We start from the raw sequence: 12,926 nt of genomic DNA, 5'->3' as shown, positions 1-12,926 counted from the left end.
GTCACTGTTATAAAGTAAATAACATTTACCCTGTTCTAAAAGCTGGCATTTTCGCAAATTAGATCAACAAACTCAATGTAATGACATCGCTTGTTTATAGCCAATACTTAAGATTATTGCCTATTGTGCGTTAAATCTAATGCAAAGCCAAAGTATTCTATTTAACGTGTTGGCTTTCAAACATAATGACTGATTAAACTCAACAAAGATCCAACTTTGGTTCACACTAATATCATCAATACCCTAGTGTTCAAATAGTGTCAGCAGCACCTTGCCCTAATTTAACTGATACTTAGCAACCGCTTTATTATGATCAATTAAGTTAGTTGAAAAAATATGTTTACCCGCGCCATCACTTACAAAATATAAGTAATCGCTGCCACTGGGTTGTAACGCAGCGTGTAATGCGGATAAACCCGGCATTGCAATAGGTGTGGGTGGCAGACCATCAATTCGGTATGTGTTATAAAGCGTTCTCTCTCTTAAGTGTTGACGCGTTATATCCCCTTTATATCGCTCACCCAAGCCATAAATAACCGTTGGATCTGTTTGCAGACGCATGCCTTTTGCTAAGCGATTAATAAACACGGAGGCAATTATTTCATGTTCAGCATGTCTGCCACTTTCTTTTTCTATGATAGATGCCATGATCAATGCTTCATAAGGGGTATTATAAGGCAAACCAGTCGCTCTATTTTGCCATGCTGTACTGAGCTCCTGCTGCATTTTTTGATAGGCACGTTGTAATATTTCTATGTCGCTGGTGTTATGAGTAAATGCATAAGTGTCTGGGTAAAACAACCCTTCGGGGTGCTTATGCTCAAGATCAAGTCGTTGTGCAACTGTCTGATAGATATCTTGGCTTTTCTCTATAGTGTGACGAATATGCTGATTATTTTGTAACAAGGTGAGCCATTGCTTTAACGTTGAACCTTCAATAAAAGTGATACTAAATTGATGCTCAGTCCCATTAACGACCATTTGTAGCACATCTTTTAATGGCTGCTTTGGTGATATTTGATAAGTCCCTGCTTTTATTTGCGCTAAATTAGGGTAAATTCGCACATAACTTCTCAACCAAAATCGATGTTCAATTACTCCTAATATTTTCAATTTTTTGGCAAATTGATTAAATGAAGCACCTTTATTCAGAGTGAATAACTTAGGGGATGTTAACGTATTGGGTTGTGCCAATTGATAATGCGAGATTGTAACGAAAGTAACACCTAACAGTAGGGAGACTAATAAAGAGACAAAAAATATTTTTTTTAATGTGCGCAACTATCTACTTCCTTGTGGATTGACTTAATAAAAATTGTTCTCGGTAATGTGCGACCATATCGACATTTAGCGAACGTCCTTGATAACATTTCACTGGCACGATTCCCATAATACTATTACAAATAAACATAGCTTCAACATTTTTTAGCTGAGCGAAACTCGTTTTAACTACATTTATATGTGCATCATGTTCAAGCAACTTTTTTCGATAAATACCTGCAACCCCTGAATCGGTTAGCTCAGGTGTTTGTAACTCTCCTTGTTTAAACCAAAACACATTAGCGCAACTAGTTTCTATCACTTCATTGTTGATATTTGATACCAAGAGGTCATCACAAGGCAGTTGATCAAGCTCAGCTCTAATAAGCACTTGCTCCAAGCGGTTAAGATGCTTCAAACCTTTTAATAATGGATTAATGCCTAATTGCAGTTCACTGTTCTCTAGGGTGACACCTTGCTCTGACCACTGTTGATAATGAGCAGGTAATGGGTGAACACTAATAATACGTTGAGCATTATCGGCACCTACACGTGAGTATCCACGACCACCACTACCAGCAGTGATCATAATTTTTACCACGGCATTATCAACCCCTGAAATTGCTTGAGAAATTTCAGGCAATAACCTCTGATGATGATAACAAATACCTAAATAATGACAGCCTTGTGATAAACGAGATAAATGCTCAGCAAAATATTCAATCTCACCATCGATCACTTTCGCCGTAGTAAAAATGCCATCGCCATAAGCTAAACCGCGATCATTAATCGGAATTTGTTCTGTCGCTTGTCCATTTACCAAGCAATTTGTCATAGCGGAAGGTATCCACAAAAATAAAGCGAATAATAGGATTATATTGACTACGCGATAAATTTACTACTAATAAAAAAGCCTGAATGTAACGAGTACATTCAGGCTTATTAATTGACTTGTAAGCAAAAATTTAATGGTTGCTCAGAAACATCAAACTTTTTTAAACACTAATGAACCGTTTGTGCCACCAAAACCAAATGAATTACATAACGCATATTCAAGATCTACATCACGTGCACTTCCTCGAATGTAATCAAGATCACAGCCTTCACTTGGTGCATCTAAATTAATTGTCGGTGCCACTTGGTTATTAAATAATGACTGAATAGTAAAGATTGCTTCTACCGAGCCAGCAGCACCTAATAAATGCCCTGTCATTGATTTGGTTGAACCAACCATGGTTTTATTCGCATAATCACCAAAAACAGATTTCACTGCATTGGTTTCTGCAATATCACCTGCTGGCGTTGACGTTCCATGCGCATTAATATAACCAATTTTACTGACATTAACATTGGCATCTTTTAAAGCATTTTTCATTGCTAATGCCGCACCTGCACCATCTTCCGGTGGCGAAGTCATGTGATAAGCATCACCACTCATGCCAAAGCCAACAAGCTCAGCATAGATAGTCGCGCCACGCGCTTTGGCATGTTCATATTCTTCAATCACAACAATGCCTGCGCCATCACTTAAAACAAAACCATCGCGGTCTTTATCCCAAGGACGACTTGCCGCCTGAGGATCATCATTGCGAGTTGATAACGCTCTAGCAGCACAAAAGCCACCAATGCCTAACTCGGTCGATGCTTTCTCAGTACCGCCAGCTAACATTGCGTCGGCATCACCATGTGCGATCATCCGCGCGGCATGACCAATATTATGAACACCTGAAGTACAAGCCGTCACAATCGCAATATTAGGGCCTTTCAAGCCAAGTTTAATCGATAGATGCCCTGCTGCCATATTTAAAATGGTTGATGGACAAAAAAACGGAGATAGTTTTCTCACACCACCTTTTAAATACTTACTGTGGTTTTCTTCGATTAAGGTTAAGCCACCAATACCTGAACCAACTGCCACACCAATACGTTCAGCATTATCTTCAGTAATTTCTAAACCAGAATGATTAAACGCCTGAATACCAGCGGCTAAACCATATTGAATAAACAAGTCCATTTTTTTGGCATCTTTTCTCGCAATGCCATAACTTTCAGGATCAAAATCTTTAACAAGACCAGCAAATTTGGTAGGAAATTGGCTTACATCAAAATGTTCTATGGTCTCGATACCACTCTTGCCTGCTAATAAGTTTTGCCAAGTAATATCAGCACTATTACCCAAAGGGGAAAGCATACCGTAACCGGTCACTACAACACGTCGCATTGCTCGAGTTGCCTCCGTAGAGTTAAGTTTGAAAGGTTATATACGCCTACATAAGGCAGCTATATAATTTGAGATTTAGTGGTTATGTTTACTGCTATTTTATAAAGAGCAGAAACAAATCAGGCGGTGAATATACCGCCTGAAAAATTCTTAATGTATGCTGTGATTACTGGTTAGCAGTAACGTAATCAATCGCTGCTTGAACAGTAGTGATTTTTTCAGCTTCTTCATCAGGAATTTCTGTATCAAATTCTTCTTCTAACGCCATTACTAATTCTACTGTGTCTAGAGAATCTGCGCCTAAGTCATCAACAAAAGATGCTTCATTTTTTACTTCATCTTCGCTTACGCCTAATTGCTCAACAGTAATTTTTTTTACGCGTTCTTCGATAGTACTCATTTTTTTTCCTTTACTAGAAAATACAATTTTTCAAAATTGCGTGTAGTGTATTCGTCTACAGCTTAGCTTGCAAGCTTCTAATTTTGCTTTTTATGCTGGTCTAACCTGTAAACAGTTAATTTATTATGCTTACTTAACATGATTTTTCAAGACTATTTTTGAATAAAAGTCTCAATTAAACCATGTACATACCACCATTTACATGTAATGTTTCACCCGTAATGTATGCCGCACAGTCAGAAGCTAAAAAGGCAACTGAATTGGCGATCTCTTCTGGCTTCCCTAAACGGTTCGCAGGTACTTGAGAAAAAATACCTTCTTTTTGCTCATCCGTTAACGTTTGTGTCATATCAGTATCGATAAAGCCTGGTGCGACTGTATTGACAGTAATACCTCGTGAAGCAACTTCTCGTGCTAAAGATTTAGTAAATCCAATTAAACCAGCTTTAGCGGTCGCATAGTTCACTTGACCGGCATTACCCATAGTACCGACGACTGAACCAATATTAATAATACGACCTTGACGTTTTTTCATCATAGAACGTATGACTGCTTTACTGAGTTTATACACTGAAGATAAATTGGTTTCGATAATATCGTCCCACTCATCATTTTTCATACGCATAAATAAGTTATCACGAGTAATACCGGCATTATTTACCAAAATATCTACACCACCAAATTGCGCTTTAATGGTTTCAAATAAGCTCGCAATGGATTCATCGCTGGTTACATTTAACACTAAGCCTTGACCTTGTCCTAGGTATTCACTGATTTTCTCAGCGCCATGTTCTGATGTGGCTGTGCCAATGACTTTAGCACCTAATGACTGCAATTGAACGGCGATTGCTTTACCAATACCGCGACTAGCACCAGTCACTAAGGCGACTTGTCCTTCTAATGTAAACATAGTTATTCCTATTGTATAATTTCTTTTGCTTTCGTTAATGATGCTTGATCATTAACTGAAACACATGAGATTGATTTATCAATTCGTTTAATTAAACCTTGCAATACTTTACCGGGCCCTAATTCGAGCACTGTATCAATACCAGCTTGCGCAAGCTTTTCAACCGTTTCTGTCCATCTTACTGGGCTGTAAAGTTGTCGTACTAATGCCTCTTTAATCGCATCAATTTCTTGCTCATCGGCAACATCAACATTATTGATCACAGGAAGTTCAGGCTGAGCAAAGCTCACGTCATTAAATTGCGTAGCTAGTTTATCAGCGGCGTCTTTCATTAACGCACAATGTGATGGTACGCTAACTGGTAAAGGTAAAACACGCTTTGCTCCAGCTTCTTTACAAAACTCACCAGCACGGTCAACAGCTTCTTTATTGCCAGCAATAACTACCTGACCTGGAGAGTTGAAGTTAACCGCAGAGACAACTTGATCCTGCTGCGCTTGTTGACAAGCAGCAATAATTTTATCATCGGCTAAACCAATCACCGCTGCCATAGCCCCTACACCCTCAGGCACAGAAGTCTGCATAAACTCACCGCGTTTTTCAACAAGTTTTACGCCATCTGTTAATGATAACACTCCCGCACATACCAACGCTGAGTATTCACCTAAACTATGACCTGCGATCATTGAGGGCTTAATACCGGTTTCTTCAACCCACAAACGCCACAACGCCACACTTGCGGTTAATAACGCAGGCTGAGTGTAATTAGTTTGATTCAGCTGTTCAGCTGGTCCTTGTGTGATAAGCTCCCATAAATTGTAACCTAACGCAGCAGATGCTTCCGCAAAAGCAGATTGTACAATATCGTTATCTGAAAAATCTTTGAGCATACCGACGGCTTGTGAGCCTTGCCCTGGGAAAATAAAAGCGAGTTTATTTTGCATTATATTACCTAAGCTATTGAGTTTTACACAGCAAATAGATTGTTAAACAATATCAGCTATGTAGTGTTAATTTACTTAAACAACGCAGCATGATAGAGCAAATTAATCGAGAGGCTCTTTCAACCCTTGCTCAAGCGTTATTTTAATTTTTTCTGGTACCTGCCGCTCAACTTCTTTAACAGCTTCTAAGATAGAAGCATAAAAAGCACTGACACTCGCATTACCATGACTTTTTATCACAATTCCGCGCAATCCTATCAAACTTGCACCGTTATACTGGTCGGGGTTCAAGGATTTAAACAGTTTTTTTAATGATGGCGCCAATATTTTTCCCATCAAACGCGCAAATAAGTGTTGTGATAACACCTGTTTAAGCTTCTGATAAACGAGTCTTGCCACACCCTCACAGGTTTTTAATGCAACATTGCCGACAAAGCCATCACAAACAATTACGTCCGCTTTATTGTTGAAAATATCATTACCCTCAACAAAACCAACATAATTTATCGCAGGATTACCTTTTAATTTTGTCGCTGCCATCTTGATATGATCACTGCCTTTAATGTCCTCTTCACCCATATTAAGCAGTGCCACTCTTGGTGTGCTAATTCCATCAACCTGCTCTGCCATCACAGAGCCCATCACGCCAAATTGGTATAAAATATTGGAATCACAAAAGACATTAGCACCTAAATCTAACATAAAAACATGCTGATTAACTGAATGGGTCGGTAGCGAGGATATTAATGCAGGACGTTCAACGCAAGGTAGCGTTTTTAACGCAAAATGTGCCATCGCAAATAGTGCACCGGTATTGCCCGCACTCACACACGCTTGTGCTTGACCTTCATGCACTAAATCTAATGCTTTTCGCATCGATGATTGTTTTTTATTTCTCAGGGCAAACGTCGGTGATTCATCCATTGCCACGGTTTCGTTCGCGTGAACAATAGATAATTGAGGATGAGTATGGCAATGATGTTTTGCCAGAGTACTGCGAATAACTTCTTCGTCACCACAAAGCATCAAATACAATTGTGCTGATTGTTGAACTGCTTGAATTGCAGCAGGGATCGTTACAAGGGGGCCTTTATCGCCCCCCATAACATCTAACGCTATGGTTAGATTATTCAAAGTATTGCTACCAAGTAAAAGCTTATTTAGCGATTACTTTAACACCTTTGTAAAAGCCGTCAGCTGTTACGTGGTGACGACGGTGTGTTTCACCCGATACTGAATCTACTGATAAATTTTCAGCTGTTAATGCATCATGTGAACGGCGCATGCCACGTCTTGAACGAGACTTTTTGCTCTTTTGAACTGCCATTTCCTAACTCCTAAAATCGATTGGTAACAATTAGTGTTACTTAAGTTTTTTTAATACGTCAAATGGATTCGGCTTATCATGCTCTTCAGGTAATTCCCCCCAAACACTATCAGCCGGAGACTGGCAGTCTTTCAGGTCATGCCTTGGTATTAATGGAATCGCAAGCATTAACTCATCTTCCACTAACTCTCGCAAGTTAACTTCACCATTTTCATCTAATTCAATTGCATCATAATATGATGGCAAGCTTTCAGCAGCTTCTGCATTTTTCACCGGGCTAAATGTAAAATCTAACGCCAGTTCATAATCAAAAGTATCAGTACACCGCTGACACGTTAAACTTACCGATGCCGATCCTTTACCTGATATTACTACCAAGCCAAGCTCATCCACATCAAAATTAAATTTAACATGTACATGCTCACTGTTGTTTTGACAAACAGCAAGCAATCTATTCATTTCCGATAGTTCAAATATACCCTCACACTCAAGTCTACGTTGAGCACTTTTGTATGGATCGATTGTTATCGGAAGCTTAAGATTCTGCATAAGGCGCGCATAATAATGCCGTTAGCGCCCAGTGTCAAAAGAAAATTAGCGAAATCCGTTTAATTTTTCAATAACGCCCTCATATTAGCAAAATCTGTTTAATTTTTGTATGGCTAGCTCACAATGAATACACCCACTATCGTTTTAGGTTCAACTTCTCCCTTTCGAAAAAGTTTACTTGAAAAGCTTAATATTGCTTTTGAATGTGCCAAGCCTAATATTGATGAAACACCGTTACCTGATGAAACACCACAGGTATTAGTTGAACGTTTAGCAAAATCGAAAGCACAAGTAGCCGCTAATGGAACTCAAAATGCTTTAGTCATTGGCTCAGATCAGGTAGCAACTTGCGATGGTGAAATATTAGGAAAGCCTCACACCAAAGAAAACGCCATTAAGCAACTGAAAAAATTTAGCGGAAAATGTGTCACTTTTTACACGGGCTTATGTGTATTTAATAGTCAAACCAGTGAAACCACAAGCCTGGTTGAACCGTTTAACGTGTATTTTAAAACGCTAAATGAGCAAGACATTATTAACTACATTGATGCTGAGCTACCGTTAAATTGTGCGGGTAGTTTTAAAAGTGAGGGCTTAGGCATTTGCTTATTCGAAAAACTTGAAGGCGATGATCCAAATACCTTAATCGGCTTACCATTAATCAAGCTTATTCAGCTATTAAATGAACATGGCTACAACCCGCTCGCTCATCAATTAAAATAACTATTAGCTAACAAAATCACCACAACAACCGTTGTGGTGATTACAGAGAATGGTTACAGCCTTGTCAAAATCAAAACATAAGGAGATAAGCCTTTACAACTCGCCCTTGGGAGTTCATTAGCCTATTATTTATATTAACTAGGCAATTGAACCAATCGAAGTATTAATTTGCTGTAAAACCGCATGTGGGTCTTGTGCTTTGGTAATAGGTCGGCCAATAACAAGGTAATCAACCCCCACCGATACCGCTTGCTCAGGCGTCATAATGCGTTTTTGATCGTCTGAACTTGAACCTGCAGGACGAATCCCCGGAGTCACTAACTTAAACGATTGACCTAATAGCGTTTTTAATGATTCAGCCTCGTGTGCAGAGCATACCACACCGTCTAACCCTGCTTGTTGCGTTAACTGAGCTAAATGCTTGACCTGCTCAGCTGGTGATTTAGTAATTCCTAAACCTGCCAAGTCTTCTTCACCCATACTGGTTAACACTGTTACGGCAATTAACAAAGGCGCTTTATCGCCATAAGGTAAGAGTGCTTGCTTCGCTTTTTCCATCATTTTAACGCCGCCTGACGCATGCACATTAACCATCCACACACCAAGTTCAGCCGCAGCAGACACGGCTTTAGCAACCGTATTGGGAATATCATGAAATTTGAGATCTAAAAACACATCAAAACCACGATTCACTAATGCTTTGACAAATTCAGGGCCAAAATAAGTAAACATCTCTTTACCGACTTTCAAGCGACAATCACTTGGCTTAATTTTATCCACAAAAGCTAGCGCATCCGCTTGATTATCAAAATCTAGTGCCACTACTACTTTTGGATCGCTCATTTCTATTCCTTAATTATCTTCTTTTTAAAATCTCAATAATAGCCATTATACAAGTAATCTTTGTATTTGAAGACAGTTAATTCAATATCGAGGAAAAGAAACGGAGTTTATAAGTATAAATGTGTATCTTTGACAAAGAGATTGGATTAACTGGCAAAAAAGACAAGGTTACTCACCTTCTAGGCCACGCACAGGCTTCAATGTTTCCCAATCGTGACAAGACGGGCAAGACCAATAATGAGTACTACTGTTAAAACCACAATTACGACAATTATAGCGTTGCTTAACATTCAAATAAGCAGACACTAACTCCTTTATCATGGCTAAGTTTTCACTGTCTTGCTCTGGTTCGTTCATTTGCATTTTAATAAAATGCTTAAAGCCGCGGATAGTGGGTCGCCTTTTTAACGCCGACAGCATAAACTCTTGTGCTTTTACGTAACCATGTTTTTCATCTACACAAGAGAGATACTTAATTAATGCACTACTTGCACCAGTTTCATCGTACACTTTCTTAATAAATTGATAAAACTCATCATCAGCATCTAACTGATGATAACAATGAGCCATTTGCTCGATAACATCTGGGAAAAACTCACTATCTTGACTATAAATTGCTCGATAGCATTGACACGCCTCGTTATACTGCTGATGGTCTTCATACACTTTAGCCATTAACCAATTAGCTCGGCATGAATTCGGATCACATTTTAATGCGTTTTCAAGCAATTCGAGTACTTCAATAAATTGATCTTTAGCTAAAGCATCTGTCGCTAACTCACAATAAAAGTTTGCTAACGTATGTAATAACTTTTTATCTTGAGATTTAAAGATCGCTTTTTTTAATTCTATGCCATGGTGCCAATCTTTGGTCGATTGGTATATTTGTAGTAAATAGGTGAGTGAACGCTGAGAAAATACTTTAGACTTTAATAAGTTATGAAACATAGATTCGGCACGATCATATAACCCTGCCGTTAAAAAATCTTTGCCCAATTCAAACGCTGCTTGTTGCTTGGCCTTCGTTGGTAAATGTTTTTGCCTAACAAGATGCTCATGTACTCTTAAGGCGCGATCCAGCTCCCCTCGCTTGCGAAACAAGTTAGCCATAGCAAAATGCGCTTCAACAGTATCATCTTCTACCGTTAACGTTTCTAGCAGATATTCAATGGCTTTATCCTGTTGGTTAGACAACAAATAATTAATACCCGTTGAATACTTTATTGATAAGTCCTGCTTTGCACTATGATCTCGCTGCTTGACGCTATTACGCCCCATAAACCAGCCATATGCCATTGCGACAGGCAATAGAAGAAATAAAAGTTCTAACATTGATTTGCTATCAACCTATTTTATACCGTGCCTTTCGTCGATTTAAACTTCAAGACCTTCACAAGTTTCCATAGTACAGCAAAAAGCAACCCAAGTATAAAACCAATAACAGTAAATAAACTCACTGCGGCAGCTACCGATAGTTCTGTGCGTGCAATAAGGTAATTTAAAGTGATCATCTGGTCATTCTGACTGCCGAAAATAAAAGCAACCATTAAAAGCAGTAACATTAATATAATTGTTATGTAAATTCGCACAATAAACCTTTTCGTTAAACCTTTATCAAAAAAAAACGGCATGCCCATGCATGCCGTTTTTAGTATAAATACTAATTTACGCTAATGAAAGGTTAACCCGTTCACGTAATTCTTTACCCGGTTTAAAATGAGGAACATACTTACCAGCAAGTTCTACTGACTCACCAGTTTTTGGGTTCCTACCAACGCGTGGAGCGCGATAATGCAAAGAGAAACTACCAAAGCCTCTAATTTCAATACGCTCACCTTTAGACAAGGTTTGCGCCATCATTTCTAGAATTTCTTTAATAGCCTGTTCTACTTCTTTTGCAGATAAATGACTTAATTTGTCTGCTAGTCTTTCAATGAGTTCTGATTTGGTCATTAGACCCTCCAGTGTTCATTTAGCATCACGCCAATGGTTTTCATTACAAGGAGAAAACTAATCATTTAGCTTTCTCCTCATCCCGGCTAAAATTAGTTTTTAGCGTTTTTAAACGCTGCTGCCATAGCACTTAAACCAGTATCTTCACTTTGGTTTAAGCTATCCATTGCTTCACGTTCGTCAGCTTGATCTTTCGCTTTGATTGATAAGCTAATAGTGCGGTTCTTACGATCAACACCCATAAACTTAGCTTCTACATCATCACCAACAGATAATTCTGTTGAAGCATCTTCAATGCGATCACGAGAGATGTCAGATACACGCAAGTAACCTTCAACACCTTCTGCTAATTCAATCTTAGCACCTTTAGCGTCTACTTCAATTGCCTTACCTGTAACAATAGCACCTTTTTTGTTATCTGCAAGGTATTGATTAAATGGATCATCTTCAGTTTGCTTAACACCTAAAGAGATACGCTCACGCTCTGGGTCAACTTGTAATACCACAGCTGAGATTTCATCACCTTTCTTGTATTCACGAACAGCTTCTTCGCCGCCAGCCCATGAAATGTCAGATAAGTGAACAAGACCGTCGATACCACCGTCAAGACCAATGAAGATACCAAAGTCAGTGATTGACTTGATCTTACCGCTAACTTTATCACCTTTGCTGAAGTTCTTAGCAAATTCTTCCCAAGGGTTCGGGATACATTGCTTAAGACCAAGAGAAATACGACGACGTTCTTCATCGATTTCTAATACCATCACTTCAACAGTGTCACCTAAGTTAACCACTTTAGATGGGTGAATGTTTTTATTTGTCCAATCCATTTCAGACACGTGAACTAAACCTTCAACGCCTTCTTGGATTTCAACAAAACAACCGTAATCAGTTAAGTTAGTTACACGACCAGAAAGTTTAGCACCTTCAGGGTAACGCTTAGCAATAGCTACCCATGGATCTTCGCCTAACTGCTTCATACCTAGAGATACACGAGTACGCTCACGGTCGAACTTCAATACTTTAACTTGGATCTCGTCACCAACGTTTACAATTTCACTTGGATGTTTAACACGTTTCCATGCCATATCTGTGATATGTAATAAACCGTCGATACCGCCTAAGTCTACGAATGCACCGTAATCAGTTAAGTTCTTAACGATACCTTTAACTTCGATACCTTCAGCTAACGATTCTAATAATGCATCGCGTTCTACGCTGCTTTCAGATTCGATAACAGCACGACGAGAAACAACTACGTTATTACGCTTTTGGTCAAGCTTAATAACTTTGAATTCTAAATCTTTGCCTTCAAGGTGAGCTGTGTCACGTACTGGACGTACATCAACTAATGAACCTGGTAAGAAAGCACGAATGTTGCTAACTTCAACCGTGAAACCACCTTTAACTTTACCGTTGATAACACCGATAACAGTTTCTTTTTCTTCGTACGCTTTTTCAAGTACTTGCCATGCTTCATGACGTTTTGCTTTTTCACGAGAAAGTATTGTTTCACCGAAACCATCGTCAGTAGCGTCTAATGCAACATCAACTTCTGCACCAACTTCAATTTCTACTTCACCAGCAGAGTTTTTAAATTGGTCAATTGAGATAACAGATTCAGATTTTAAGCCGGCGTCAACTAAAACGTTGTCTTTGTTGATGGCTACCACGGTTCCTTTGATAATTGAACCAGGACGTGTTTCGATTTCTTTTAAACTTTCTTCAAAAAGTTGTGCAAAATTTTCAGTCATAATATTTATATGAGCTCAGAGTTTTAATCCAATCAACTTACA

Annotated in this window: 15 protein-coding genes; 1 reads left to right on the top strand and 14 read right to left on the bottom strand. The window is 38.9% G+C overall.

Annotation, left to right across the window (positions count from 1 at the left end; all coding sequences use genetic code 11):
* Positions 1 to 276 precede the first annotated feature (276 nt).
* The 9 genes from mltG to yceD all read right to left on the bottom strand — a co-directional run bounded on the left by mltG (position 277) and on the right by yceD (position 7,611).
* Positions 277 to 1,281, bottom strand: coding sequence for an endolytic transglycosylase MltG (mltG, locus tag IV514_RS12385; protein ID WP_206485580.1), 1,005 nt, complete (start codon positions 1,279 to 1,281; stop codon positions 277 to 279).
* Between the two features lie 4 nt (positions 1,282 to 1,285).
* Positions 1,286 to 2,095 (bottom strand): aminodeoxychorismate lyase, encoded by an 810-nt coding sequence (gene pabC, locus IV514_RS12380; protein ID WP_206485579.1) that lies wholly within the window; start codon positions 2,093 to 2,095, stop codon positions 1,286 to 1,288.
* 150 nt (positions 2,096 to 2,245) lie between these two features.
* Positions 2,246 to 3,481, bottom strand: a complete 1,236-nt coding sequence (gene fabF, locus IV514_RS12375) for a beta-ketoacyl-ACP synthase II (RefSeq protein WP_206485578.1) — start codon at positions 3,479 to 3,481, stop codon at positions 2,246 to 2,248.
* Between the two features lie 166 nt (positions 3,482 to 3,647).
* On the bottom strand, positions 3,648 to 3,881 hold the full coding sequence (gene acpP, locus IV514_RS12370) for an acyl carrier protein (protein ID WP_184422433.1): 234 nt from the start codon (positions 3,879 to 3,881) through the stop codon (positions 3,648 to 3,650).
* Between the two features lie 175 nt (positions 3,882 to 4,056).
* Complete coding sequence (fabG, locus tag IV514_RS12365) at positions 4,057 to 4,791, bottom strand: 3-oxoacyl-ACP reductase FabG (RefSeq protein WP_206485577.1); 735 nt, start codon at positions 4,789 to 4,791, stop codon at positions 4,057 to 4,059.
* Positions 4,792 to 4,799: 8 nt separating this feature from the next.
* Positions 4,800 to 5,735, bottom strand: coding sequence for an ACP S-malonyltransferase (gene fabD / locus IV514_RS12360; RefSeq protein WP_206485576.1), 936 nt, complete (start codon positions 5,733 to 5,735; stop codon positions 4,800 to 4,802).
* Between the two features lie 102 nt (positions 5,736 to 5,837).
* Positions 5,838 to 6,869 (bottom strand): phosphate acyltransferase PlsX, encoded by a 1,032-nt coding sequence (gene plsX, locus IV514_RS12355; protein WP_206485575.1) that lies wholly within the window; start codon positions 6,867 to 6,869, stop codon positions 5,838 to 5,840.
* A 22-nt stretch (positions 6,870 to 6,891) separates the two neighbouring features.
* Positions 6,892 to 7,062 carry a 50S ribosomal protein L32 gene (rpmF, locus tag IV514_RS12350; RefSeq protein WP_138318033.1) on the bottom strand — a complete coding sequence of 57 codons (171 nt, stop codon included), beginning with the start codon at positions 7,060 to 7,062 and terminating at the stop codon, positions 6,892 to 6,894.
* Positions 7,063 to 7,098: 36 nt separating this feature from the next.
* A complete protein-coding gene (gene yceD, locus IV514_RS12345) occupies positions 7,099 to 7,611 on the bottom strand; it encodes a 23S rRNA accumulation protein YceD (RefSeq protein WP_206485574.1) in 513 nt (170 codons plus the stop codon).
* 123 nt (positions 7,612 to 7,734) lie between these two features.
* On the opposite strand from yceD, the gene IV514_RS12340 reads away from it, so the two are divergent.
* Positions 7,735 to 8,334 (top strand): nucleoside triphosphate pyrophosphatase, encoded by a 600-nt coding sequence (locus tag IV514_RS12340; RefSeq protein ID WP_206485573.1) that lies wholly within the window; start codon positions 7,735 to 7,737, stop codon positions 8,332 to 8,334.
* Positions 8,335 to 8,472: 138 nt separating this feature from the next.
* On the opposite strand, the gene pyrF is transcribed toward IV514_RS12340, so the two are convergent.
* The 5 genes from pyrF to rpsA form a co-directional block, all read right to left on the bottom strand.
* A complete protein-coding gene (gene pyrF, locus IV514_RS12335; protein WP_206485572.1) occupies positions 8,473 to 9,177 on the bottom strand; it encodes an orotidine-5'-phosphate decarboxylase in 705 nt (234 codons plus the stop codon).
* A 168-nt stretch (positions 9,178 to 9,345) separates the two neighbouring features.
* Positions 9,346 to 10,509 carry a lipopolysaccharide assembly protein LapB gene (gene lapB / locus IV514_RS12330; RefSeq protein WP_206485571.1) on the bottom strand — a complete coding sequence of 388 codons (1,164 nt, stop codon included), beginning with the start codon at positions 10,507 to 10,509 and terminating at the stop codon, positions 9,346 to 9,348.
* Positions 10,510 to 10,529: 20 nt separating this feature from the next.
* Positions 10,530 to 10,688, bottom strand: a complete 159-nt coding sequence (locus tag IV514_RS17535; protein ID WP_241242351.1) for a hypothetical protein — start codon at positions 10,686 to 10,688, stop codon at positions 10,530 to 10,532.
* A gap of 154 nt (positions 10,689 to 10,842) precedes the next feature.
* Positions 10,843 to 11,130, bottom strand: coding sequence for an integration host factor subunit beta (gene ihfB / locus IV514_RS12320; RefSeq protein ID WP_206485569.1), 288 nt, complete (start codon positions 11,128 to 11,130; stop codon positions 10,843 to 10,845).
* Positions 11,131 to 11,222: 92 nt separating this feature from the next.
* Positions 11,223 to 12,884: a 30S ribosomal protein S1 gene (rpsA, locus tag IV514_RS12315; protein WP_206485568.1), complete on the bottom strand. Its 1,662-nt coding sequence runs from the start codon at positions 12,882 to 12,884 to the stop codon at positions 11,223 to 11,225.
* Positions 12,885 to 12,926: the final 42 nt, after the last annotated feature.

Source organism: Thalassotalea sp. G2M2-11, from assembly GCF_017168195.1.
Taxonomy (GTDB): Bacteria; Pseudomonadota; Gammaproteobacteria; order Enterobacterales; family Alteromonadaceae; genus Thalassotalea_E.
This window is presented reverse-complemented; position numbering and strand designations above follow the sequence as displayed.

Excerpts from the sequence above, each read along its gene's own strand:
- lapB (WP_206485571.1), bottom strand. The coding sequence starts at position 10,509 with ATGTTAGAACTTTTATTTCTTCTATTGCCTGTCGCAATGGCATATGGC.
- acpP (WP_184422433.1), bottom strand. The coding sequence starts at position 3,881 with ATGAGTACTATCGAAGAACGCGTAAAAAAAATTACTGTTGAGCAATTA.
- IV514_RS12340 (WP_206485573.1), top strand. The coding sequence starts at position 7,735 with ATGAATACACCCACTATCGTTTTAGGTTCAACTTCTCCCTTTCGAAAA.
- fabD (WP_206485576.1), bottom strand. The coding sequence starts at position 5,735 with ATGCAAAATAAACTCGCTTTTATTTTCCCAGGGCAAGGCTCACAAGCC.
- rpmF (WP_138318033.1), bottom strand. The coding sequence starts at position 7,062 with ATGGCAGTTCAAAAGAGCAAAAAGTCTCGTTCAAGACGTGGCATGCGC.
- fabG (WP_206485577.1), bottom strand. The coding sequence starts at position 4,791 with ATGTTTACATTAGAAGGACAAGTCGCCTTAGTGACTGGTGCTAGTCGC.
- IV514_RS17535 (WP_241242351.1), bottom strand. The coding sequence starts at position 10,688 with ATGATCACTTTAAATTACCTTATTGCACGCACAGAACTATCGGTAGCT.
- yceD (WP_206485574.1), bottom strand. The coding sequence starts at position 7,611 with ATGCAGAATCTTAAGCTTCCGATAACAATCGATCCATACAAAAGTGCT.
- fabF (WP_206485578.1), bottom strand. The coding sequence starts at position 3,481 with ATGCGACGTGTTGTAGTGACCGGTTACGGTATGCTTTCCCCTTTGGGT.
- rpsA (WP_206485568.1), bottom strand. The coding sequence starts at position 12,884 with ATGACTGAAAATTTTGCACAACTTTTTGAAGAAAGTTTAAAAGAAATC.
- ihfB (WP_206485569.1), bottom strand. The coding sequence starts at position 11,130 with ATGACCAAATCAGAACTCATTGAAAGACTAGCAGACAAATTAAGTCAT.
- pyrF (WP_206485572.1), bottom strand. The coding sequence starts at position 9,177 with ATGAGCGATCCAAAAGTAGTAGTGGCACTAGATTTTGATAATCAAGCG.
- pabC (WP_206485579.1), bottom strand. The coding sequence starts at position 2,095 with ATGACAAATTGCTTGGTAAATGGACAAGCGACAGAACAAATTCCGATT.